Origin of the sequence: Phyllobacterium sp. CCNWLW183, from assembly GCF_037203775.1 — a bacterium.
Taxonomy (GTDB): Bacteria; Pseudomonadota; Alphaproteobacteria; order Rhizobiales; family Rhizobiaceae; genus Phyllobacterium; species Phyllobacterium ifriqiyense.
Genome location: NZ_JBBCBN010000004.1, coordinates 330,591 through 352,393, shown reverse-complemented (window position 1 = coordinate 352,393; position 21,803 = coordinate 330,591). Strand labels below are relative to the sequence as shown.

Annotated in this window: 23 protein-coding genes; 6 read left to right on the top strand and 17 right to left on the bottom strand. The window is 52.3% G+C overall.

Annotation, left to right across the window (positions count from 1 at the left end):
- Nucleotides 1-3 precede the first annotated feature (3 nt).
- The 12 genes from V9K95_RS12195 to rpoZ all read right to left on the bottom strand — a co-directional run bounded on the left by V9K95_RS12195 (nt 4) and on the right by rpoZ (nt 10,298).
- Nucleotides 4-465: a PTS sugar transporter subunit IIA gene (locus V9K95_RS12195; protein WP_115051847.1), complete on the bottom strand. Its 462-nt coding sequence runs from the start codon at nt 463-465 to the stop codon at nt 4-6.
- Nucleotides 466-488: 23 nt separating this feature from the next.
- Nucleotides 489-1,892: a PTS galactitol transporter subunit IIC gene (locus V9K95_RS12190; protein ID WP_115051848.1), complete on the bottom strand. Its 1,404-nt coding sequence runs from the start codon at nt 1,890-1,892 to the stop codon at nt 489-491.
- A 183-nt stretch (nt 1,893-2,075) separates the two neighbouring features.
- The gene (locus V9K95_RS12185) at nt 2,076-2,579 is read right to left on the bottom strand and encodes a PaaI family thioesterase (protein WP_336440975.1); all 504 of its coding nucleotides are present in this window, start codon (nt 2,577-2,579) and stop codon (nt 2,076-2,078) included.
- A 4-nt stretch (nt 2,580-2,583) separates the two neighbouring features.
- Complete coding sequence (recO, locus tag V9K95_RS12180) at nt 2,584-3,366, bottom strand: DNA repair protein RecO (RefSeq protein WP_115051850.1); 783 nt, start codon at nt 3,364-3,366, stop codon at nt 2,584-2,586.
- 18 nt (nt 3,367-3,384) lie between these two features.
- Entirely contained in the window at nt 3,385-4,323 is a 939-nt protein-coding gene (era, locus tag V9K95_RS12175; protein ID WP_115051851.1) for a GTPase Era, read from the bottom strand.
- Nucleotides 4,316-5,032, bottom strand: coding sequence for a ribonuclease III (gene rnc / locus V9K95_RS12170; RefSeq protein ID WP_115051852.1), 717 nt, complete (start codon nt 5,030-5,032; stop codon nt 4,316-4,318). Before rnc ends, era begins: the two co-directional genes overlap by 8 nt.
- 7 nt (nt 5,033-5,039) lie before the next feature.
- The gene (lepB, locus tag V9K95_RS12165) at nt 5,040-5,822 is read right to left on the bottom strand and encodes a signal peptidase I (protein ID WP_336440974.1); all 783 of its coding nucleotides are present in this window, start codon (nt 5,820-5,822) and stop codon (nt 5,040-5,042) included.
- Between the two features lie 78 nt (nt 5,823-5,900).
- Nucleotides 5,901-6,305, bottom strand: a complete 405-nt coding sequence (acpS, locus tag V9K95_RS12160; RefSeq protein ID WP_115051854.1) for a holo-ACP synthase — start codon at nt 6,303-6,305, stop codon at nt 5,901-5,903.
- Nucleotides 6,302-6,859, bottom strand: a complete 558-nt coding sequence (locus V9K95_RS12155) for a DUF2062 domain-containing protein (protein WP_307283822.1) — start codon at nt 6,857-6,859, stop codon at nt 6,302-6,304. The genes acpS and V9K95_RS12155 overlap by 4 nt, the downstream gene beginning before the upstream one ends.
- 61 nt (nt 6,860-6,920) lie before the next feature.
- Entirely contained in the window at nt 6,921-7,499 is a 579-nt protein-coding gene (gene pyrE / locus V9K95_RS12150; protein WP_115051856.1) for an orotate phosphoribosyltransferase, read from the bottom strand.
- A gap of 37 nt (nt 7,500-7,536) precedes the next feature.
- A complete protein-coding gene (locus V9K95_RS12145; RefSeq protein WP_307283817.1) occupies nt 7,537-9,741 on the bottom strand; it encodes a RelA/SpoT family protein in 2,205 nt (734 codons plus the stop codon).
- 158 nt (nt 9,742-9,899) lie between these two features.
- Complete coding sequence (gene rpoZ, locus V9K95_RS12140; protein ID WP_115051858.1) at nt 9,900-10,298, bottom strand: DNA-directed RNA polymerase subunit omega; 399 nt, start codon at nt 10,296-10,298, stop codon at nt 9,900-9,902.
- A gap of 291 nt (nt 10,299-10,589) precedes the next feature.
- Between rpoZ and V9K95_RS12135 the strand changes: the two genes are divergently transcribed.
- Complete coding sequence (locus tag V9K95_RS12135; RefSeq protein ID WP_115051859.1) at nt 10,590-11,165, top strand: LabA-like NYN domain-containing protein; 576 nt, start codon at nt 10,590-10,592, stop codon at nt 11,163-11,165.
- A gap of 66 nt (nt 11,166-11,231) precedes the next feature.
- Nucleotides 11,232-11,885, top strand: coding sequence for a uracil-DNA glycosylase (locus V9K95_RS12130; RefSeq protein WP_336441013.1), 654 nt, complete (start codon nt 11,232-11,234; stop codon nt 11,883-11,885).
- A 12-nt stretch (nt 11,886-11,897) separates the two neighbouring features.
- Here the strand turns inward: V9K95_RS12130 and smpB are convergent, their stop codons facing one another.
- Nucleotides 11,898-12,386, bottom strand: a complete 489-nt coding sequence (smpB, locus tag V9K95_RS12125; RefSeq protein ID WP_115051860.1) for an SsrA-binding protein SmpB — start codon at nt 12,384-12,386, stop codon at nt 11,898-11,900.
- A 24-nt stretch (nt 12,387-12,410) separates the two neighbouring features.
- Nucleotides 12,411-13,292, bottom strand: coding sequence for a 4-hydroxy-tetrahydrodipicolinate synthase (gene dapA / locus V9K95_RS12120; protein ID WP_336440973.1), 882 nt, complete (start codon nt 13,290-13,292; stop codon nt 12,411-12,413).
- 552 nt (nt 13,293-13,844) lie between these two features.
- Between dapA and V9K95_RS12115 the strand changes: the two genes are divergently transcribed.
- Nucleotides 13,845-15,938: a lytic transglycosylase domain-containing protein gene (locus V9K95_RS12115; RefSeq protein ID WP_336440972.1), complete on the top strand. Its 2,094-nt coding sequence runs from the start codon at nt 13,845-13,847 to the stop codon at nt 15,936-15,938.
- A gap of 181 nt (nt 15,939-16,119) precedes the next feature.
- The gene (locus V9K95_RS12110; RefSeq protein WP_336440971.1) at nt 16,120-17,010 is read left to right on the top strand and encodes an alpha/beta fold hydrolase; all 891 of its coding nucleotides are present in this window, start codon (nt 16,120-16,122) and stop codon (nt 17,008-17,010) included.
- Between the two features lie 153 nt (nt 17,011-17,163).
- Here V9K95_RS12110 and V9K95_RS12105 read toward each other — a convergent pair whose 3' ends face one another.
- From V9K95_RS12105 to V9K95_RS12095, 3 genes are all read right to left on the bottom strand, one after another.
- Nucleotides 17,164-17,772, bottom strand: a complete 609-nt coding sequence (locus V9K95_RS12105) for a hypothetical protein (RefSeq protein ID WP_115051864.1) — start codon at nt 17,770-17,772, stop codon at nt 17,164-17,166.
- Between the two features lie 159 nt (nt 17,773-17,931).
- Nucleotides 17,932-18,594, bottom strand: a complete 663-nt coding sequence (locus tag V9K95_RS12100) for a BON domain-containing protein (protein WP_336440970.1) — start codon at nt 18,592-18,594, stop codon at nt 17,932-17,934.
- 156 nt (nt 18,595-18,750) lie between these two features.
- Complete coding sequence (locus V9K95_RS12095; protein WP_336440969.1) at nt 18,751-19,863, bottom strand: porin; 1,113 nt, start codon at nt 19,861-19,863, stop codon at nt 18,751-18,753.
- Nucleotides 19,864-20,326: 463 nt separating this feature from the next.
- Here V9K95_RS12095 and V9K95_RS12090 point away from each other — a divergent pair, with 463 nt between their 5' ends.
- Both V9K95_RS12090 and V9K95_RS12085 read left to right on the top strand, forming a co-directional pair.
- Nucleotides 20,327-20,656, top strand: coding sequence for a DMT family transporter (locus tag V9K95_RS12090; RefSeq protein ID WP_115052194.1), 330 nt, complete (start codon nt 20,327-20,329; stop codon nt 20,654-20,656).
- Nucleotides 20,657-20,715: 59 nt separating this feature from the next.
- Nucleotides 20,716-21,732 (top strand): porin, encoded by a 1,017-nt coding sequence (locus V9K95_RS12085; RefSeq protein ID WP_336440968.1) that lies wholly within the window; start codon nt 20,716-20,718, stop codon nt 21,730-21,732.
- The last annotated feature ends 71 nt before the right edge of the window (nt 21,733-21,803 follow it).

Genomic DNA, 21,803 nt, shown 5'->3' with positions numbered 1-21,803 from the left:
AACTTAGCCGAGTAAGCGTGAGACGTCTTCCACGGATTTCGATTGAATCAACGCCTCAATGGTTGCGGGCGATTGAATTGCACCGGCGATTTCCTGCAGCATTTCCACCTGCTTGTCCTTATCATTGAGGGCCATGAGGAAAACCAGCCTGACGGGCAGCTTCTCATCCGGATCTTCCATATTGGCGAATGCCACAGGTTGGATCAGTGTCGCAAATGCCAAACCAGGCTTCAAAACATGTTCTGGATCTGTGTGCGGAACGGCGACATTGTTCACGCCGCCAAGCGGGAGCCCGGTCGGCAACTGGGATTCCCTGGCCAGCACCGCATCTGCAAAGCTTGGTTTGACATATCCCAGGGCATGAAGTCGCTCGGCCAGAAGGCTGATAACCTCACGGTCGGTTTCGGCCCTGACCCCGAGTATAATTGCCCCGGGGTCAAGATAGTTCATCAAGGCTTGCGCCATTTGGTTACTCCACTCAATGCAGTTCAGTTGGTGTCCGGGATATCGTCTTCCGCTCCAGCGGCCCGTTCCCAGGCAGCTGTGTTGCGGCGGTAAGCCCAGAATGCACCGGCGATAATCAGGGCCAGAACCGCAAGGCCGATTGCACCCAGATTGTTGATCAGCGCCATGACGACATAGGGTATCCAAAGGAACCCATCGACCACGCTTGTGATCTGAACAGCGTTTGCGGGCATTTGGAAACCAGACGACTGTGCCGCTGCTGTAAAGAGCGGTGCCAGCGCATTGGCAACATAGAATCCTACTGCCAGCGTGAACGTGCCAACAATGACCATGCGGAAGACATTTCCCTTCAACAGCGGGGCTGTCATCGCAACGATAAAGGGAATGACCGCCAGATCGGCAAACAGAATCACGCGGTTACCGGGCAAAATAACGGAAAGGATGATCGCGATCGGCACAAGAATCAGCGACGATGAAATTGCCGCCGGATGTCCGATCAAAATTGCCGAATCGAGGCCAACAAGCAATTCGCGATCGCCCGTCCGCTTACGAACAAACTCCTGCGCTGCATCTGATACAGGGAGCAAGCCCTCCATCAGGATTTTGACCATACGGGGCAAGAGCAGCATCACCGCTGCCAAAGTCATTCCTGTCTGCAAGACCTTTGTGAGAACGACGCCAAAATCACCGGCATTGTAGTACGCGATGATACCGAGCACCAAACCAATGATCAGGCCGAGAATGACCGGCTCACCGAAGACGCCAAAACGCTTTTCGAATGTTTCAGTATTGAGTTCAATCTTGTTGATCCCCGGAATGCGATCCATGATCCAGTTGAGCACAATAGCGATTGGCAATATCTGCGCAGATGCGAGATGCGGCACGGAAATGCCTGGAATGCCATAGAATTTTTGCACGGCCTTTGCCGACCAATCAGCAAATAACAGGCAAAGCGCAACCATGAGCGCAGCTACGATCAACCCATAAACAAGGCTATTCGTGGCCGCGACAGCAAGTGAGCCGATAAAGGCAAAATGCCAGAAATTCCACACATCGACGTTCAATGTTCGCGTCATGCGGGTCAAAAGCAGGATGATGTTGACGGCAATTGCAATCGGAATCACCCAAAGTCCCACCGACGATCCAAAGGCGATGGCCGCAGCCGATGGCCAGCCCACATCAACAATATCCCGCTGAATACCGGTATTGGTCACGATGGCCTTTGCTACGTCGCCAATGGATGTGAGCATAAGCCCCAATACGAGATTGATACCAATGAAAGCCACACCGATGGTGACCGCAGCGCGAAAAGCTCTGCCAGGCTTGGCGCCCAATATCAAAGCGATAATAAATATCACAATAGGCAACAGGACTGTTGGCCCCATTGCGTCGACCGCAGCCTTGAGGCCGCTCAAGAAACTGTCCATTTATTTCCTCCCCCGCGATCCTCCTCGACCGCTCCCCAATAGAACTTTTGCATTCTATAATGCATTAATGTTCAGCACAGCTGCATTATCAAGTCAATGACTTCATCCGGGCACATGTCTGCCACGCATCATTTGCTAAGAAAAAGTTGCCGATTTTCAACAAATTTTATTGAAATCAAACGGCTAACTTGTCCGAACAAGGTTTTCGAGAGGAAAAATTGAACATGTCTCGGTGCCGTGCGCCAGCAATTTCCCGTTCTGATCTCTCAAGAATGCTTCGGATGTTGCTAAAGTACGTCCGCGGTGAATAAGCCGTCCTTCGCAGAACACCATCCCCATGTTAGCACTCAATGGGCGGACCAGATTCACCTTGAATTCTGCGGTCGTATAGGCCTCGCCCGGCTTCAGCGTAGTCATGACGCAGCAAGCCAGGGCAGAATCCATCAATGTTGCGATCCAACCACCATGGACGCCGCCCATCGGATTAAGGTGCTCGATAGAAGGCAGTCCTTTGAACACCACACGATCCTGCGCTACTTCGTGAAGCGTGAAAGATAGTGTCTTGGCAATGTACGGCGCTGGATATTCACCGCGCAACATTGCCTGCAATATCTCCAGTCCGCTGCGTATGGCCAAGTCGCCAAGCGGAAGCTTTCCCACTCCGGCCGGAAACTCGATAGCGTCCATAATATCACTCCCCATGAGGAACCGGCCTTTCTTCGGCGGACACGACATGTCCTTCGCTGTTTTTCAATGATCTGGCGATAGCATTCAGAAAGCCGTCGCGGGCTTCAGGCGGCTTTTGCGCGCGCGGCTCCCACACATGCCGCATGAAGAAAAAACTGGTCAAACGAAATGCGTCGCTGATCTCTGCCATCGACATGGCCCGAACGCTGGAGTTGACCATGAAAGGCGGCATGACCAGCAGCTTGTCCGCCCATGGCGCACCCGCATCCCGGGATACTGCCCTACCTGACTTGGGTGACACGTAAGTCAGATCGCTGGCAACACCCGTCGCGGCGCAACTTTTCAGATCAAGGCCAAAGCCGAGCTCCTCCAGCATCAGCACTTCGAAACGCAAAAGCAATTCGCCAGCGATCATGGTGTCTTCGCAATGTTCAAGAATGACAGCGAGAATTTCGAAAAGGTTCTGGTGGGGATCACGTTCCGGCAAAAGGCGCAAATGCGAGGCAGCAAGCTGCAACCCATAAAGCGCGACGGGCTGTTCAATCAGGCGTGCAGCTGAAAAGCTGACAGGCTCAACCTGCATCATGCCAAGATGTTCATCCATACGGGCCCGCCAGATGACATCAACGCGGTTTCCGGCCTGCAACAAGGGCTGCATACGGCGTGATCGCCCACCGCGCACGAGGCCAAGATGGCGGCCATGATCACGGGTCATCAGTTCAAGGATAGCGCTGGTTTCCCCGTGCCGCCTCGTTCCGAGGATAATGCCTTCGTCTCGCCATTCCATAGCCGAGACTTGGCGCTATTATTGCGGAAATTCAAGTCCCATTTCACGGTAACGCTCGGGATCATTGCCCCAATTGTCACGAACCTTGACGAAAAGGAACAGATGAACCTTCTGCTCCAGGATTTCCATCAATTCCTTGCGTGCTGCCTGACCAATTGATTTTATCGCCTGGCCTTCATGGCCAAGAACGATCTTCTTCTGGCTATCGCGCTCGACGTAAATGACCTGCTGAATGCGAACTGAACCATCCTTCTTTTCTTCCCAGCTTTCGGTCTCAACTGTTGAAGAATATGGCAGTTCATTATGGAGGCGCAGATAAAGCTTTTCGCGGGTGATTTCAGCAGCAAGCATGCGCATGGGCATATCCGAGATCTGATCTTCCGGATAATACCACGGACCTTCAGGAAGGTTTTCCGCCAGATATTTCAGCAGATCCTTACAGCCATAGCCCTTCAGCGCGGAAATCATGAAAGTCTGATCGAATTTGACCTTTTCATTGGCTTTCTTGGCGAGTTCAAGCAGCATTGGCGCTTCAATACGGTCGACCTTATTGAGGACCAAGATCACCTTGCGCTTTTTATCCCGCAGACTATCGAGGAGAATTTCGGCCTCGTCATCAATGCCCTGTTCAACATCGATAAGAACCAGAATGAGATCGGCGTCCTTTGCACCGCCCCATGCGGTCGTCACCATGGCGCGATCCAAGCGGCGCTTCGGTTTGAAAATACCGGGCGTGTCGACCAGCACCATCTGCGTCTGATCGTGAATAACAATGCCGCGAACCAGCGCCCGCGTCGTCTGCACCTTGTGCGTAACGATTGAAACCTTACTGCCAACAAGCTGATTGACCAGCGTCGACTTGCCGGCATTTGGGGCGCCTATCAGGGCAATGAAGCCCGAGCGTGTCGGAACAGCCTGTTCGGCTTCATTCGCAGGCGTTTGATTTTGTTCAGTCATTTCTTGTGTCTTCCTGCGTCTTCTGACGAACGCCTTCGCGATAAAGCAATGCGATGGCAGCTTCTTGCTCCGCCAACCGCTTGGAACGGCCTTTGCCCACCGCCGGTTCGAAGCCTTTTACAACCACCTGAATCGTAAATTGCGGATCGTGGTCAGGTCCGGTTCGTTCAACAACGCTGTACAAAGGTTGAGCACCATCTTGCTGATGTGCCCATTCCTGCAATTCAGTTTTAGGATCGCGCTGAGCGGAATTGCTTCCCTTCGAGCGCGCATCCCAATATCGTTCGATGAAAGGTTGCGCCGCTTCGAGGCCGCCGTCCAGATAAATTGTTGCAATCAGCGATTCAACGACGTCTGCACGCAGACTTTTGAGCCGTTTATCCGCCAGCCCTTTTACATCAGAACCTGTCTTGATGAATTCATGCAGGCCGATTTCATCGGCAACAGCGGCGCAGGTATCAGCGTTCACCAGTGAATTCAGCCGCAAAGACAATTCGCCTTCCGCAGCTGTCGGGTAAGCGCGGAACAACAGGTCCGCAATCACCAGACCGAGCACCCGGTCGCCAAGGAATTCAAGCCGTTCATAGTCCGAGCCTGCCGATGACCGCGCACTGGAGTGCGTTAATGCGCGCTCAAGGCGTCCGAGATCACGAAATACATGTTTCGTTTTTTCTTCCAGCTTATGAACAGCGTCAGTCGAAAGGCTCATCGTCGGATCAATTGTTCTGCACGGAATTTGGTGCCGCATTGACGCTGTGCAACAAGCGGTCGAACCTCAGTTCAGACGGCCAGCGCCACAGTTCCAGCGGGCTTGCCTTGCCGGCGATTGAGAAGAAGATGATGTTCGCACGTCCGATGAAGTTTTCAAGCGGAACATAGCCCACATCAAAACGGCTATCGCTGGAATTATCGCGATTGTCACCCATCATGAAATAATGTCCGGCAGGTACAACAAATTCGCGCGTATCGTCACCAACACCATTGGGCGTCAGGTCGAGCGTGTCGTAGGTTATGCCATTGGGCAGAACTTCGCGGTAAACGTCCACCGGACCCTGCGCCTCGGTGATATCCGGATTGTCGATCTGGCCTACCTTTTCGCGAGGTACGGCAATATCATTGATGTAGAGCACGCCGCTGCGCATCTGAATCTTGTCGCCCGGCAGACCGATAACGCGCTTGATGAAATCGAGCGAGGTATCATTTGGCTTGCGGAACACGGCAATGTCGCCGCGCTTGGGATCACCGCTCCATATGCGACCGGAAAACAGATCAGGCGCAAATGGGATCGAATATTTCGAATAACCATAGGAGAATTTCGAAACGAAGAGATAATCGCCTTCCAACAAGGTCGGGCGCATCGAGCCGGAGGGGATGTTGAATGGCTGGAACAGCAATGTCCGGATTACTAGCGCAAGCAGAAGCGCCTGCACGATGACGCTGACCGTCTCGCCAAGACCACCGGAATTTTTCACAACAGCTTTATCGCTCACGCTTCTCATATCTCCAAAACAAAATGTGCCCCCTCTTAACCGCTGAGGGCTCGGGGGGCAATGCTGCCCATTGCCCTTTGAATGCGGCTATTCTTCGATTTTCAACGCCTCAATAATCACGAATGCTTGTGCCAGGGGGAAATCGTCAGTGATCGTCACATGAATGCGCGCAGAAAACCCAGGCGGAATAAGCTTCGCCAGACGATCCGCTGCACCATTGGTCAGTTTCATGGTCGGCGCACCGCTAGGAAGATTAACGACGCCCATGTCGCGCCAGAACACGCCCTGCGCCAGGCCGGTGCCGAGAGCCTTGGCGCAGGCTTCCTTGGCGGCAAAACGTTTTGCGTAAGATGCAGCCCTTTGTTGACGCCGCTCGGATTTCGCTTGTTCAACAGGCGTATACACCCGATCGATGAAGCGTTTGCCATGGCGCTCAAGAGTTTTTTCTATTCGCCTGATATCGATCAAATCGCTTCCGACGCCAACAATCATGTGGTTTCAGTAATCTTTTGCAGTTGAGCAACCGGACGCCTGCTTTGAAAACTCGCAACCGCCCAACGGATGGGAAAATAGGCGAGCGCTGCCGCTGCCAATCCAAGCGGCACTGCTCCAATCAACATCGGTTCAATGAGTGGATGCCACAAAACGCCAAAATCCAGATGGCGCAACATGCCGCCAAGATGCGGCGGCAATGGATCGCCACTCAGGCTACCGGTCATGACGAAACGGCCAACTTCGAGCGTTGCAGCCCAGATGAAAGGCAAAATCAAAGGGTTGCCTAGAGTGGTCCCAATAACGGCCGCAGCAATGTTTCCACCGATCAACCAAGCGATCGCAAGGGCTATGGCAATATGAACACCGAGAATAGGGATGAACGCGGCAAATATCCCGCAGGCGAAACCTATCGCGATGGAATGCGGCGTGGCACGCAAGCGCAGTACTCGCTTGCCAAAATAGCGCAAAGACCTGCCGATCGAACGGCGCGGCCATAAAGCGAGACGAAGCCGTTCGCGAAAGCCGGGAACATTGCGCTGCCTGAAGAGCATTTTGGTTTGGTTCCTTTTATCCGACAAGAATCCTCAGGATCCACGTTGGATAGTTGTTCGATCAAATATTGCGGCTACCCGGTTTAACAGGCGGAATTGCGGCAAGTTCCGGTGGAAGCTTGTCAGCAGGATAAGCCGGAACTTCGTACTCCGCCAGCGCAATCAGCGGTACGCCGACATCGCTCTTTCCGGCAGACCTGTCGATAATACAGGCAGCAGCCACCACGTCGGCGCCCAATTCCTGCAGGCAGGCTACGGTTTCGCGAATGGAAAGGCCTGTCGTTACGATATCCTCGACGATAACAACACGGGCACCCTTGGCAATTTCAAAGCGGCGAAGCTTGAACGTTCCGTTCTCACGCTCAACCCAAATTGCGGGAACGCCAAGATGCCGCGACGTTTCATAGGCAGGAATAATACCACCTATCGCGGGGCCAACGACGTAATCAATGTGACCGAGATCTGCGGTTTTAATCTTTTCAGCAAGCCCGCGACATACGCGTTCAGTCTTATCCGCATGCATGAACACACGCGCCTTTTGCAGAAAGACAGGACTGCGTAGTCCCGACGTCAGGATAAAATGACCTTCCAAAACCGCACCGGCTTCGCGAAAAACGTCCAAAACTTCATTCGTGTTCATGCTTTCCCCGCTAATTGTTGGGCTTCGATGGAATTGCTTATCCGTTGACGCGTTGGGCATCACTGACGCAATTGCTCTCTTTCAGCTTCGACAATATTCGATTGAGGTGTTTCAAATTCCAGACTTCCAGATCAACGATCATCTGGGTAAAATCCGGTGCTGTACGAACCATCGAAAGATTGTGAATATTGGTTTCATTTTCGGCGATAATCTGCGCGATTTCCGCCAATGAACCCGGCGCATTGATTGCCGAAATATTGATGCGTGCCGGAAAGCGGTCGCGGCGGCTCTCATCCACATCCCAGCGCACATCGATCCAGCGCTCTGGCTGGTCGTCATAGGCCATGAGGGCCGAAGACTGGATCGGATAGATCGTCATGCCGGAACCCGGCTGGAGAATGCCTACAATGCGGTCGCCAGGTACCGCGCCCTCAGGCGAGAAATGCACTGGCATATCATGGCTTGCGCCCCGGATCGGCAGTGCTTGCGGCCCGCCCGGTTCGGCGCCTTCCGGCATTTTGAAGATCATGCCGGAAGTATTGCGGAAGTTGACCCAGCCCTCTTCACGCTCGATTGCGCTCGGCTTTACCTTCGCATCCTGATATTCCGGATAGACCGCCTTCATCACGTCAGAAGAAGGCAATTCGCCACGACCTACTGCCGCCAGCACATCGTCGATTTCCTTGCGGGCCAGACGTGGCAAGCCCTTCTTCAATTCATCGCGTGAATAGACCTTCCCTGCCCGTTCGAAGGCGCGCTCCAAAATCTGCATGCCCAATCCGGAATATTGTTTGCGCACCGCAAGTCGGGTAGCGCGACGGATGGCGGCCCTGGCCTTGCCGGTTACAACAATACCTTCCCATGCGGCGGGCGGAGTTTGTGACTTGGAACGGATGATGTCGACTTCATCGCCATTGTGCAGTACGGTCATGAGCGGCATGATACGGCCATTGACCTTCGCGCCAACACAGCTATCCCCGATATTCGTGTGAACGGCGTAGGCAAAATCAATTGGAGTTGCCCCCCGAGGCAGGGCAATCAAGCGGCCCTTCGGGGTAAAGCAGAATACCTGATCCTGAAACAACTCAAGTTTGGTGTGTTCAAGAAACTCTTCCGGATTATCACCTTCCGCCAGAGCCTCGATAGTTTGCCGCAGCCACGCATAGGCATTGGTTTCAGTAGAGATGACGTGCGGATTTTGCGCGCTACCACGATCCTTATAGATCGAGTGCGCTGCAACACCGTACTCGGCGATATCATTCATCTCGCGGGTGCGAATCTGCAATTCAACGCGCTGACGCGAGGGGCCAACAATGGTTGTATGTATCGAACGATAATCGTTCTGTTTTGGCGTTGAGATATAGTCTTTGAAACGTCCCGGAACCATTGACCAGGTCGTATGAATAATGCCCAACGCATTATAGCAATCGGCCACGGTATCTACGACTACGCGAAATCCGAAAATATCGGACAATTGCTCGAACGAAAGCCCCTTGCTTTCCATCTTGCGGAAAACTGACCAAGCCTTTTTCTGACGGCTTTTAACGCTCGATTTAATACCGTTTTTCTCGAACAGGCTGGAGAGATCCGACTCGATCTGCTGCAGCGTTGCGCGGTTTTTCTCCATCAGCTCAGCAAGACGGTTGGTGACCGCATTGAAGGCTTCAGGGTTGATGTAGCGGAACGCTAATTGCTCGAGTTCCTCGCGCATATCCTGCATACCCATGCGACCGGCCAGCGGCGCATAAATATCCATTGTCTCTTCAGAAATACGCAGACGCTTGTCTTCAGGCACATGGTGGAGTGTGCGCATATTGTGCAAACGGTCGGCAAGCTTGACCAGAAGAACGCGTACATCGTCTGAGATGGCGAGCAAAAGCTTGCGCAGATTCTCCGCCTGAACAGCTTTTTTGGAAACAAGATCAAGCTTTTTAAGCTTTGTCAGCCCCTCAACGAGCTTCCCGATATCTGGTCCGAATAATGTATCGATCTCTTGGCGGGTCGCCGAAGTGTCTTCAATAGTGTCGTGAAGAAGTGCAATCGCGATGGTCGCCTCGTCCAGATGCATGTCCGTGAGGATAGCGGCGACTTCGAGTGGATGAGAAAAATAGGGATCTCCCGACGCGCGTTTCTGGTGCCCATGTTTCTGCATGGCATAGACATAGGCTTTGTTAAGCAGCGCCTCGTTGACGTCAGGCTTGTAACGCTGGACACGCTCGACAAGCTCATACTGACGCATCATGGACGGGCACCTCACACACGGGAATTCAAATACATACCGAACAGTATGCAACCTATATGGTAATTACATTACCAAGACGCAAAAATAATGCGCCGCAGAAGCTGCGACGCATCAAAAGCCGAAACTGGCTGATTATCGCGCTTTTGCGCGATATTTGATTAGTAATCGTCGCTTTTTTCCGGGGCTACGAGGCCCTCGATGCCTGCCAGCAATTCTTCTTCCGACATTGAGTCGAATGAAACATTGTCTTCGTCAGCAGATGCAGTCTCGGCAACCTGACCTTCAATGGCGGCGACCGGTGCAGATGCAGCAGCTTCCGGCTCATCAACTTCAACATGCTTCTGCAAGGAATGAATAAGATCTTCCTTGAGGTCGCCGGGAGAAAGTGTCTCATCTGCGATTTCGCGCAGAGCAACAACCGGATTTTTATCGTTGTCGCGATCAATAGTGATCGCAGCGCCTTGCGAAATCAGGCGGGCGCGATGGCTGGCAAGCAGAACCAGTTCAAAGCGGTTCTCTACCTTGTCAACGCAATCTTCAACAGTGACACGGGCCATGGACTGCCCCTTTCATTTTTAAACGAATTAGCGGATTAATGCCGACATAACGCGGTTGCCGCTAAAAAACAAGCAAAAGCGCATCGAAGATTAATTGTGAGAATTTGATACTAAACGGAGTTTGAGCACTTCTGTCTAGTTATGTGTACAAAATTGCAAGCAGGGGTATTGGCTTTTCTGCGAACTCGACGTACTTAATATATTAGACTTTCGTATAAGATCAGATCGGGCTACTTTACAAAACAAGCTCATTTGAAATTGACGCTCAGATTTTCGAAATGGAACCTTATTATGTTTGACCCCAGAGAAAAGATCGTCTTGTTCATTGACGGTGCAAATCTCTACGCAGCCTCCAAGGTACTGGGATTTGATATTGATTACCGCAAGTTGCTCACAGCTTTTCAAAAGCGCGGATACTTACTTCGGGCTTATTATTACACCGCGTTGGTTGAAGATCAAGAATACTCTTCAATTCGCCCATTGATAGACTGGCTAGACTACAACGGCTACAAGGTTGTAACAAAGCCTGCTAAAGAATTTACTGACTCTGCTGGCCGCCGTAAGATCAAGGGTAATATGGACATCGAACTTGCTGTCGATGCTATGCAGCTTACTGATACGGTAGATCACTTTGTTATCTTCTCCGGCGACGGTGATTTCCGCTCTCTTGTTGAAGCGCTACAGCGTAAAGGCCGCAAGGTAAGCGTTGTTTCAACGCTCTCCACACAGCCGCCGATGATCTCTGATGAATTGCGCCGTCAGGCGGATCACTTCATCGACCTGACTTCCTTGCGCAATGAGATTGGCCGCGAAGCTTCTGAGCGTGCGCCACGTCAGCGCGTTGAAGAAGAGCAAGTCGAGTATTAAGCCTTATCAACACAGTCATGAAAATGCCGCATGGAAATCCGTGCGGCATTATGCTTTTTAGCGGTTATGAGTGTCGAACCCTCCCCCGATTGCCCGATTTGCCAGCGTTTACATGACTTTATCGCCGAGTGGCGCATAAAGGAGCCGAGCTGGCACAATGCGCCTGTGCCGACATTCTTACCCGTCGGCGGGATTGATTCCGTAAAGCTTCTGATTGTTGGTCTGGCGCCCGGGGTGCGCGGCGCCAACCGCACAGGACGGCCATTTACCGGCGATTATGCCGGCGATTTACTGTATGGCACATTGTCCGAATTTGGCTTCTCGCGTGGGACTTTTGCAGCGCGTCCCGATGATGGGCTCGAACTCGTCAATGCCTCCATCACCAATGCCGTTCGATGCGTGCCGCCGGAAAACAAGCCTGTTGGCGGCGAAATCAGCAATTGCCGCAGGTTTTTGACGCCAACCATAGAACAATTCGCCAACCTAAGAGCGATTGTTACACTTGGCACCATTGCGCATCAATCCACGATCCGTGCATTTGCGCAGCCCGTGGCCAAGTTCCCTTTCAGCCATGGCGGTCAAAACGACATCGGTAATATTCGTATTTTTTCGAGCTACCATTGCTCGCGCTACAATACCAATACGGGGCGGCTAACAACCGAAATGTTCAAGAGCGTCTTTGCCGATGTCAGACGCTATCTTGATGATATTCCTGAGTAATTTAGAACAAACCTAGCCACGATCACGCAGGAGCCGAGACTTTTCACGGTTCCAGTCGCGTTGTTTCTCCGTCTCCCGCTTGTCATGCAGCTTTTTGCCGCGGGCGACGGCAAGTTCCAATTTCGCTCTGCCCTGATCGTTGAAATAGAGCTTTAAGGGAACGATTGTCATCCCTTCGCGATCCACAGATTGGCCGAGCCGCGACATTTCACGCTTACTAATCAATAGCTTACGATGCCGTCGTGGTTGATGATTGAAGCGGTTCGCCTGCAGATATTCTGGAATGTAGGAGTTGATGAGCCAGAATTCCCCATTCTCAAAGCTAGCATAGCTTTCGGCGATGTTGGACTGGTTGTTGCGAAGGGATTTAACCTCCGTGCCAGCCAGAACAATGCCAGCCTCCAGCGTGTCGAGAATCTCGAAATTGAAGCGCGCTTTACGGTTTTCAGCAATTATTTTGCGAACCGTGATGGGTTTTGAGGCGGATTTTGGCTTATTCATGCAATTTATATGGGATTCCGTACCTTAATTAACCAGCCCTGCATGCCGCATGGCCTGATCAAGACGAGCAGCAGTTGCAGCCTCAATCTGAACCATTGGCGAACGAAGAGCATTTTGCATCTTTCCAAGCTTTGACAGAGCATATTTGGGACCGCTTGGGTTCGGCTCAATAAAGAGAGCCTTGTGCAAAGGCATCAATTTATCCTGTATTTCCAAAGCCTTGGCGTAGTCACCGCTAAGCGTCGCCGCCTGAAATTCAGCGCAAAGGCGCGGCGCAACATTAGAAGTTACAGAGATGCAGCCGACGCCACCATGAGCATTGAAGCCCAAAGCCGTCGCATCTTCACCCGATAGCTGGATGAAATCCTTGCCGCAGGTAATACGCTGCTCAGAAACACGCTCAATCTTGCCAGTGGCATCCTTGACCCCGGCTATATTCTTGAAATCATTGGTCAACTGACCCATGGTTTCTGGCGTCATGTCGATAATAGAACGGCCCGGAATATTATAGATGATGATCGGCAGCGATACGGCTTCGGCGATCGCCTTGTAGTGAGCATAGAGGCCGCGCTGACTGGGCTTGTTGTAATATGGGGTAACAACCAGAATTGCGTCAGCACCGGCCTTTTCCGAAAACTGAGCCAATTCAATGGCTTCACGTGTATTGTTTGACCCAGCGCCCGCAATAACAGGAACTTTTCCAGCGGCTTCCTCAATGCAGACCTCGACAACACGCTTATGTTCGGCATGGGAAAGCGTGGGAGATTCACCTGTGGTTCCGACTGGAACCAGACCATTGGTGCCCTCGTCTATCTGCCAGGACACGAAGCTGCGAAAGGCTTTTTCGTCAAACGCACCATCATCGAGAAATGGCGTGACGAGTGCGGTGATTGAGCCTTTCAGCATGGGGAAACTCCAGAATAATAAACATTGTCCCCTTTCCGCTACCGGAAAGAAGGTGGCGCACCATAGTCGGACGAGCCTTATGGCACAAGTTCATTTGCGTTATGTAAATGATCAACCTCGCGCAACTATTTTGCACGCGTGGATTGATATTTTTCGGGAAAATTCGGGGTTTTTTCCAGAGTTTTTTGATATTTTTGCGCAGTTATTTTTGAAAAACAGTTCAAGCCCTGTCAAAACACGGATTTGTAGGGGCTTTTGGCCTGTTTCACACTCAAAAACGGATCAAATTAATAGAACGAGCGTTCAATTAAATGATCGCTCATATGTAAACGGACGTTTTTTGTTTTAATTCCGTTCACTCTTGTGTGAATGAACGCGCGTCTTTCATCAGGCAGCACATGCCAGGCGGGCCATTCTCTACGCCTGTTCAAATGCAAGCTTTGCAGATAACCTTTCGTTAATATCCCCTTCATACGTCCGCCATTATTATCTGATTTACAGGTCTCTGGATCAGGGGCCATGGATCCAACCTTTAAATAACCGGTAGTCTGTATGCTGAGAACTTCTGTTTTGCGTCTCGTTCTTTTCGGCTCCGCCTGCACTCTGGCGGTAACGACGGCTTATGCTCAAAATGCTGTTCCAACCCCGACCTTGCGCCCCTTTGCGCCCAGTCAAACCCGTGCCAATCCGGCCATGCAGGCGATGACGCATCCAGATCCGGTCACCACGTCGGGAATAGCTCAACCTTCAAAGCCATCGGCCATAGCAGGAAGCCTGAAAAGCGGACTTGATGCCATCGCTTCAGGCGATGTGCAGCGCGCTGTCGGCATACGCAATGGATTGCCTGCGCAGGCTCTGGACCGCCACATTTTGACATGGGCCATCGGGCTGTCAAATGCACCGGGTCTGCCCTCTTCCGAAATTGCCAATGCTGCTGCCGAGCTCCCGGGCTGGCCGGGCATGGCAACCTTCCGCAATAATTCCGAGCGCGCACTTTATAAGGAAAATCCGGCTCCATCCGTTGTCATCAAGGCTTTCGGCAATACCGCGCCTCAAACTGTCGAAGGCGTGATTATTCTTGCACGCGCCCATGTCGCCAACGGCAATGCCCGTGCGGCTCAAGCCGTGCTTGGGCCATTCTGGCGCGACAAGAAGCTGGATGACAATCAGGAAGCGATGATCTTAAAAGAGTTCTCGCAGGTCATATCGCGCACGGATCATCTGACACGCATGCTGACCATGCTTTATGAGGGCAAGGTCAAATCGGCCGGACGTGTTGCCAAGCTTGCCAATGCTTCCTCGCTCTATCAGGGCTTTGCTGCTGTGTTGCAAAAGTCTCCCGATGCCGCAAAAAAACTGGCAGCGGTCGATGACTCGTGGAAATCTAATGCGGCCTATATTTTCGCCAAAGCGCAATATTTGCGGCGCGCCGAGAAATATAAGGAAGCGGCAGACGTGATCAACACAGCGCCGCGCGACGCAGCCTCGCTGGTTGATCCCGATGCATGGTGGACCGAGCGCCGCGTCCTCTCGCGTGAGTTGCTGGATATTGGTGATGCCAAGCGCGCCTATCGCGTAGCCGCCATGCATAGCGCTGAAACGCCAACAGCTGCTGCCGACGCTGAATTTCATGCGGGATGGTACGCGCTGCGCGCGCTGCGCGATCCGAAAACAGCACAGCGCCATTTCGCACGGATTGCCGAGATCTCCTCGCGACCAATGTCTGCTTCGCGCGCCTATTATTGGCTGGGCCGTGCAGCCGAAGAAGGAAGCGCAGGCAGCGCACGCGATTATTACGCACGCGCCTCCCGCTATGGCACGACATTCTATGGACAGCTGGCTGCCGCCAAGCTTGGACAAAATGGCCTGCAACTGCCCTACCCCAAGCCGACCGATGCCGACCGCAATCGCTTTGCAGAGCGCGAAGCCGTGCGCGCCATACAACGGCTGGAGCAAACCGGTTATGACAGCAGGGCTGCATTGCTTTACACCAGCCTTGCACAGGAAATCGACAGTCCGGGCGAGCTGGCGCTTCTCGCCGTGATGGCCGAACGCAAGAACAACCATTTTGTCGCCTTGCGTGTAGGCAAGGCCGCTGCGCAACGCGGGATTGATGTTGGTGCGCTTTCGCACCCCATCGGAGCGATCCCCGGCAATGCCAATATCTCCGGTTCGGGCACCGCATTGGCCTATGCCATTGCGCGACAGGAAAGCGAATTCAATCCAGGCGCCGTATCGAGCGCTGGGGCACGCGGGCTATTGCAGCTGTTGCCCGGAACAGCAAAGGGCGTGGCAACCCGCGCCGGGATGAGCTATTCGCAAGCCCGCCTGACCACGGATGCCGCTTATAATGCGACGCTGGGAGCAAAATTTCTTGGCGAGCAAATTGCCAAGTTTGATGGCTCGTATGTGCTTACCTTTGCCGGTTATAATGCAGGTCCCACCCGCGCCAATGAATGGAAAGCCAAATATGGCGATCCCCGTGGCAAATCGGTGGACGAGGTTGTCGATTGGATTGAGCGGATCCCCTATACCGAAACCCGTAACTACGTGCAGCGGGTAATGGAAAACTATCAGGTCTATAAGGCGCGGCTTACTGGCAAGGCGCAAATCGAAAGCGACCTGACAGCGGGTCGTCGCGGCTGAGTTTTGTTGAGCTTGAAGATTGCAAACCCCCTCTCTTGCGATTTCTAGCACTTAGCAAAAGCTAAGATCTTGAAATCGCTTTCTCTCCCACAAGGGAGAGATAACCGGCATCAGCTTTTAGATCTTCTTACAGCTTTAGCAGGCTGCTACTCAGGGAGGGGCTGTAAATGGGGCGATTATCGTGAGCGAAACTTTCACCGAGGTCTTTTACGACGCACCTGACAAGTTGACGCTTTATGCCCGGGTCTATCAACCGGCCTCCGAAACCGAAAATCTCCCGCTCATTTGTTTACCCGGTCTGACGCGTAACAGCCGCGATTTTCACGAATTGGCGTTGATACTTGCCAATCACCCGGCGACACCGCGCAAGGTCGTGACTTTCGATTATCGCGGTCGCGGGCAATCAGCCTACGACCCTGAGTGGCAAAACTACAATATCCGCGTTGAAGCCGGCGATATTCTTGCCGGACTGAAAGCGCTCAATATAGATCAAGCGACTTTTCTTGGTACATCGCGTGGAGGCTTTATCATTCACGTGCTTGCTGCTGTGGCGCCGCAAGTCTTGAAGGGTATCATTTTCAACGATATCGGACCTGAAATTGTGTCTGATGGCCTGCGGCAGATCAGCGATTACCTATCCAAATCCAAGAATCCCGCCGATTGGCAGCATGCAACAGCGCTGCAAAAAGCAGTTCATGGCAAGGCTTTTCCCGCGCTTGGCAACGCCGACTGGGACCGTTTCGCCCGAGCCATCTATCGCGACGACAATGGAAAAATCCGTTCGGACTATGATCCCAACCTATTGAAAACACTGGAAGGAATTGACTTCAGCGTCAAACTTCCCGATCTCTGGGCGCAGTTTGAACTCATGAAAGACTTGCCATTGCTGGTAATCCGGGGGGAGAACACGACACTTCTGGCACAGGAAACCGTTGATGATATGATGCGCCGTCACCCGGCTTTGCAGTTCATCAATGTTGGCGGACAGGGCCATGCGCCATTTCTAGAAACGGGGCAACTGCCTCAATTGATTGCTGCGTTTTTGGCCGGTGTGGATCTGCGTGCTGATTGAACCAAACAGCATCATGTATTGTGCATGTTTACAGTTTCTTGTTACGAAGTGGCATTCGCGCTGTGCGTGGTTCGCCCTTCGACTAGCTCAGGAGGGCTCACCATGAGGAAGGTTGGCTCTCGGCAGTACCATTCTGCAATCAGCGAAACTTCCTCATGGTGAGCTTGTCGAACCACGCAAGGTTTTTTTTGCCGCTTTTTCAGGCGTCTTTTTCACCAAAGCAGCCGCCTGTTTGACCCAATTTTCACGCAGTGCCCTACCCGCAAAGCCGATTTCCGTACTGACCCAATTAGCTTGTTCGACAGTCCATGCGGCGATCTGGTCATAATGGAAAATACCAAGGGCGAAAAGTTTGGCTTCGATGCTGGCACCAATTCCGTCAATCTCACTCAGTTTGTCAGGTTTGCCACGACGCGCGCTCTTAAGAAGAGTCGGGCGATGATCATCATTCTGATTGGGGTGGCGCGTTATAACCTTGGGCTCTGCCTTCCGCGGCGATTTTTGCGCTGTCTTGACCGGTCTCGGTGGAACCGGCTCTGCCGGAGGTATCATCGCGGCAGCCTCAATAGCTGATTTTTTTACATCATCATTGACCGCCACCAGAGTGGATTGAGATGCAAGCCGCGCATCGGCGGCGCGGGTGGAGCTTTCGGCGACTGAGGGTTTTCGCGGCGACAACCTCCTGAAAACATTACCTAAAACCGCGCCAACAACAAAAGCTGCGGCGATAAGGAATAATGATTGAAGGATAAAACTCATCATCGCCGACTATCTCCTGCCCTCAAGCCTGCTCAACTTATTTCACCCTCATGAGTGGACCAGCCGACATAGAATCCCACGAGAACAGCGACAAGCAGGAAGAACCAGAGCTGCGAAATCATGTACCACATTTACAAAACCCCTTCGCCCCGGATTCAGTTGTCAGCCACCTTGACCGACGGGTGGGACCAATTTGATCTCATTTAAAGCCGCATCCCCCGGAAGCGGTTTTTTCAACGCATCATTTATAGCAGCATAATCGGCAGAACTGGCCGGAGTGCCTCTGATCGTATAGGTTTTTCCCGAGATTTCCACTTCACCATTGATCAATTGTGCAGCCTGTCCCAAGGCAAATTGCACAAGTTCAAAGAACGCTGGCGGAGCGCCCCGCGCCACGGCCATCTCATCAAGAATCTCAATACCGGGCATGGCAAGTTCTGCTGCGCTGAGGATTTTTACCCTTGTATCTCCATAAGGAACATTGCCCGAAAGCAGAATTCCATCATCTGATTTGGTGATGACAAAGGAAAAAGGCTCGGCCAGAGACAAAAGGGTCGTCTGATTATCGACAATTCGGACACCGGGAATCTCATTGGTGATCTTTATGGCGTCGGCCAGAGCTTCCTCCGATGGTGCCACACCTTTCAAGATAAGATCGCGGCCATCCACTTCGGCACTGGCCCAGTCATTTTGCGCTGAAAGTGCTGTGTTGGCAGCTTCTGTAATGCGGGCGTCAATCGGGCCTGCAAGAAACCATCCAGCCAGAACAGTCAGAAGCGCGACGGTAATAATACCTGGCCAAAACCAGTTCTTCAGGGCGCGCATTTCAAACCTTGTCCTTTATCCAGCACATTGAACCAATGTTCTGCCTGATGTGGACAGCGATATCAACATGCAGAGCCCAGAGAATCAGGACCTGCAAACAAAGAAAAACCCGACAGCTTGCGCTGCCGGGTTTCAATCAACCAATCCAGTGAAGGATTAGAAGTTACGCTGGAAACGTACGATACCTGTGAAAGCGTCGTCGCCTGAACCACGGCTTTCGTCAAACGAAGCGTAGTTTACTTCTGGAGTGATTACGAAGCCTGGTACGATTTCGTAGTTCACGTTCAAAGCAGCAGCGAATGTGCCAGCTTCTTCGTAAGCAACCTGTGCATTGACAGTTGCCTTCTCGGAAACCTTAGCAGACAGACCGCCCCAGATTGCGTAGTCGCCGTTCCACGAACCGTAGTAGTTGCCGCCTTCGGAAACTACATCCAGATCGTCTTCGTTAGACTGGTAACCACCCATTACGAAAGCGGATACTGTGTCTGTGAACTTAACGTCCAAACGAACCTTACCAGCGAATTCTTCAACAACTGAGTCGTAAGCTGCAACAGCGGAGATACCGCCCCAAGCCTGCTCAAACTTCACACCAGCAACAACGTGTGGCATGTAGTCTTCGATCAGGTGATCTTCGTCGCCTTGTTCCAAACCAACCATTGCAGAGAAGCCATTGCCACCAGCAAAGGTGTAGCTGATCTGGTTTGTACGGCCGCCAGCATAAGCAATAACGTCATCGGAGATTACGTTACCAGCTGAACCGGTCCATGTATCATACTGCGAGTCGGAAACACCAACGCGGAAACCACCGAGTTCGATGTAAGCATGTGAAATGTAGCCGCCGTTGCCGTAGTATGAACCTTCGTCAACGATTGTTTCTAGTTCGCCATCTGCGTTAATGAAAGTTCTGTCGCCGCGGCCGCCATATGCCTTGTGATCAAAGCGAGCTTCGATGAACGAACGCAATGTGCCAAGTTCAGTTTCGCTACGAGCGTCGAAACGGAGAGTAGCACGTGCCTGCTTCGCCCATGTGTCGAGTTCTTCACCGCTGTATGGATCGTCACCAGCAATTGCGTCGTAACGAACGTAACCGCTGATCTTCAAGCAGGTTTCGGTGCCTGGGATGTAGAAGAAGCCAGCGCCGTATGTGTCGCAAACGCGAACATATTCGACAGGCTCTGGTTCAGCGACAACAACTGCGTCTGCAGCGCGTGCGCCTGATACTGCAACGAGGGCTGCAGCGGAGCCGAGAAGTAGGCTCTTAATGTTCATTTCTGACCTCCAGTCAAAGTTAAAAATGGGTCTGGGCATTCCAATTTGGCTGAAGGACAACCTGTCCCCATCCCCTAAGTGCAAGAAGAAATGCTGTAACGCCCTTCCTCTCGACAGACCATACTCGCCAGCGCTCGCGTTTCAACCACGAATGTCCATCGGCGGGCCTTGTGCAGGCTCTATGACCGGGGGCTGTTGCACAAAAGCCACGAAATCGCCGTTCCATCTTCAATATCTTTACCACTCATTAATATAGGTAACCCGAATTTTAATAAATTCCGCATGTTCCTGCCGGTATTGGAACGGCATTTGAACACGGAATCAGCCATTACTGCGCCCTGCAAGGCGAGTCACTGAATCGAATCAAGCCTTTAACCGGCAAATCCGCCGGTCGCCACTTGAGGGCTGCGAATCATTCTTGAGGCGTCTGTGCGTTGCCATGCGTTCATTTGATGGTCCCCACATGACATATGTTTACCTCGTTGCTGCCATAATTTTTGAAGTCATCGCCACATCCGCGCTCAAGCAGGCTGAGGGCTTTACGCGCCTATTGCCTTCGCTTGTATGCATCTTCGGCTATGGCGCCGCATTCTATCTGCTTTCAATCCCGATCAGAACCATTCCAGTCGGCGTGGTCTATGCCATCTGGTCCGGCGCCGGCATCGTCCTTATTGCGGCTGTTGGCTGGTTCTGGTTTCGGCAAACCCTGGATCTTGCCGCGATCATTGGCCTGGCACTCATTATAGCCGGTGTTCTGGTGGTTAATCTGTTTTCGAATTCGGTTGGCCACTAAACCCAGCAAAGACGGGTTTTCGCGCGTCCCCTCCAGCGAATCTTGACTGGAGGTCAGAAATGAACATTAAGAGCCTACTTCTCGGCTCCGCTGCAGCCCTCGTTGCAGTATCAGGCGCACGCGCTGCAGACGCAGTTGTTGTCGCTGAACCAGAGCCTGTCGAATATGTTCGCGTTTGCGACACATACGGCGCTGGCTTCTTCTACATCCCAGGCACCGAAACCTGCTTGAAGGTCGATGGTTATGTTCGCGTCGATGTAAAGGGTGGCGATCTCTGGGGGCGCAACACCGACAAGAATCCCGACATTGACACTTACAAGTTCCGTTCGCGCGGCGTTGTACGTTTTGATGCCCGTTCGGAAACCGAGCTTGGTACACTCAAGTCGTATATCGCAACCGAATTCACAGTAGATGAAGGCGCCGACAAAGCAGCAGCACTTCCTCACGCCTATATCGAACTTGGTGGCTTCCGCATCGGTGTAACCGATACAACATTTGGTAGCTGGACAGATGGTGGAAACGTCATCAACGACGACATGGTTGATTATGACGGCGATAAGACTAATCAGGTCAGCTACACCTTCGCTGGCGGCAACGGCTTCTCGGCTATCATCGGTCTGGAACAAGGTGACAAGGATCACCTGATCAACGATTACCTGCCACACGTTGTTGCTGGTGCGAAGTTCGAACAGGCCTGGGGTTCAGTTTCCGGCGTTATTGGCTATGATTCCGTTGTTGAAGAATTCGCTGGCAAGGTTCGTTTGGACATCAAGGCGACTGATCAGCTATCCTTCTTCGTCATGGGCGGCTATCAGTCTGACGTAAAAGCCGATGATTACTACGGTGCGTGGACCGGCGATTATGCAATCTGGGGCGGTGTAACTGCCAAGGTTTCCGACAACGCAAAAGTTAATGCCCAGGTTGCCTATGATGAAGCAGACATTATCGCAGCATCTTTGAATGTTGCATATGAGCTGGTTCCTGGCTTCGTTGTTACTCCAGAGATCGACTATAAAGATGCCAAGGGCTCTGATGATGCGTTCGGCGGTGTGATCCGCTTCCAGCGCAACTTCTAATCCTTCGATTATCTTCTACCAATGCCGGGTTTTCCCGGCGTTGGCTTTTCCTCTCAAAATATAAACCAACA

Excerpts from the sequence above, each read along its gene's own strand:
- era (WP_115051851.1), bottom strand. The coding sequence starts at position 4,323 with ATGACTGAACAAAATCAAACGCCTGCGAATGAAGCCGAACAGGCTGTT.
- V9K95_RS12115 (WP_336440972.1), top strand. The coding sequence starts at position 13,845 with ATGCTGAGAACTTCTGTTTTGCGTCTCGTTCTTTTCGGCTCCGCCTGC.
- rnc (WP_115051852.1), bottom strand. The coding sequence starts at position 5,032 with ATGAGCCTTTCGACTGACGCTGTTCATAAGCTGGAAGAAAAAACGAAA.
- V9K95_RS12190 (WP_115051848.1), bottom strand. The coding sequence starts at position 1,892 with ATGGACAGTTTCTTGAGCGGCCTCAAGGCTGCGGTCGACGCAATGGGG.
- lepB (WP_336440974.1), bottom strand. The coding sequence starts at position 5,822 with ATGAGAAGCGTGAGCGATAAAGCTGTTGTGAAAAATTCCGGTGGTCTT.
- V9K95_RS12085 (WP_336440968.1), top strand. The coding sequence starts at position 20,716 with ATGAACATTAAGAGCCTACTTCTCGGCTCCGCTGCAGCCCTCGTTGCA.
- acpS (WP_115051854.1), bottom strand. The coding sequence starts at position 6,305 with ATGATTGTTGGCGTCGGAAGCGATTTGATCGATATCAGGCGAATAGAA.
- dapA (WP_336440973.1), bottom strand. The coding sequence starts at position 13,292 with ATGCTGAAAGGCTCAATCACCGCACTCGTCACGCCATTTCTCGATGAT.
- V9K95_RS12155 (WP_307283822.1), bottom strand. The coding sequence starts at position 6,859 with ATGCTCTTCAGGCAGCGCAATGTTCCCGGCTTTCGCGAACGGCTTCGT.
- V9K95_RS12145 (WP_307283817.1), bottom strand. The coding sequence starts at position 9,741 with ATGATGCGTCAGTATGAGCTTGTCGAGCGTGTCCAGCGTTACAAGCCT.
- V9K95_RS12095 (WP_336440969.1), bottom strand. The coding sequence starts at position 19,863 with ATGAACATTAAGAGCCTACTTCTCGGCTCCGCTGCAGCCCTCGTTGCA.
- V9K95_RS12195 (WP_115051847.1), bottom strand. The coding sequence starts at position 465 with ATGGCGCAAGCCTTGATGAACTATCTTGACCCCGGGGCAATTATACTC.
- V9K95_RS12090 (WP_115052194.1), top strand. The coding sequence starts at position 20,327 with ATGACATATGTTTACCTCGTTGCTGCCATAATTTTTGAAGTCATCGCC.
- V9K95_RS12100 (WP_336440970.1), bottom strand. The coding sequence starts at position 18,594 with ATGCGCGCCCTGAAGAACTGGTTTTGGCCAGGTATTATTACCGTCGCG.
- smpB (WP_115051860.1), bottom strand. The coding sequence starts at position 12,386 with ATGAATAAGCCAAAATCCGCCTCAAAACCCATCACGGTTCGCAAAATA.
- V9K95_RS12185 (WP_336440975.1), bottom strand. The coding sequence starts at position 2,579 with ATGGACGCTATCGAGTTTCCGGCCGGAGTGGGAAAGCTTCCGCTTGGC.
- rpoZ (WP_115051858.1), bottom strand. The coding sequence starts at position 10,298 with ATGGCCCGTGTCACTGTTGAAGATTGCGTTGACAAGGTAGAGAACCGC.
- recO (WP_115051850.1), bottom strand. The coding sequence starts at position 3,366 with ATGGAATGGCGAGACGAAGGCATTATCCTCGGAACGAGGCGGCACGGG.
- V9K95_RS12105 (WP_115051864.1), bottom strand. The coding sequence starts at position 17,772 with ATGATGAGTTTTATCCTTCAATCATTATTCCTTATCGCCGCAGCTTTT.
- V9K95_RS12135 (WP_115051859.1), top strand. The coding sequence starts at position 10,590 with ATGTTTGACCCCAGAGAAAAGATCGTCTTGTTCATTGACGGTGCAAAT.
- pyrE (WP_115051856.1), bottom strand. The coding sequence starts at position 7,499 with ATGAACACGAATGAAGTTTTGGACGTTTTTCGCGAAGCCGGTGCGGTT.
- V9K95_RS12130 (WP_336441013.1), top strand. The coding sequence starts at position 11,232 with ATGAGTGTCGAACCCTCCCCCGATTGCCCGATTTGCCAGCGTTTACAT.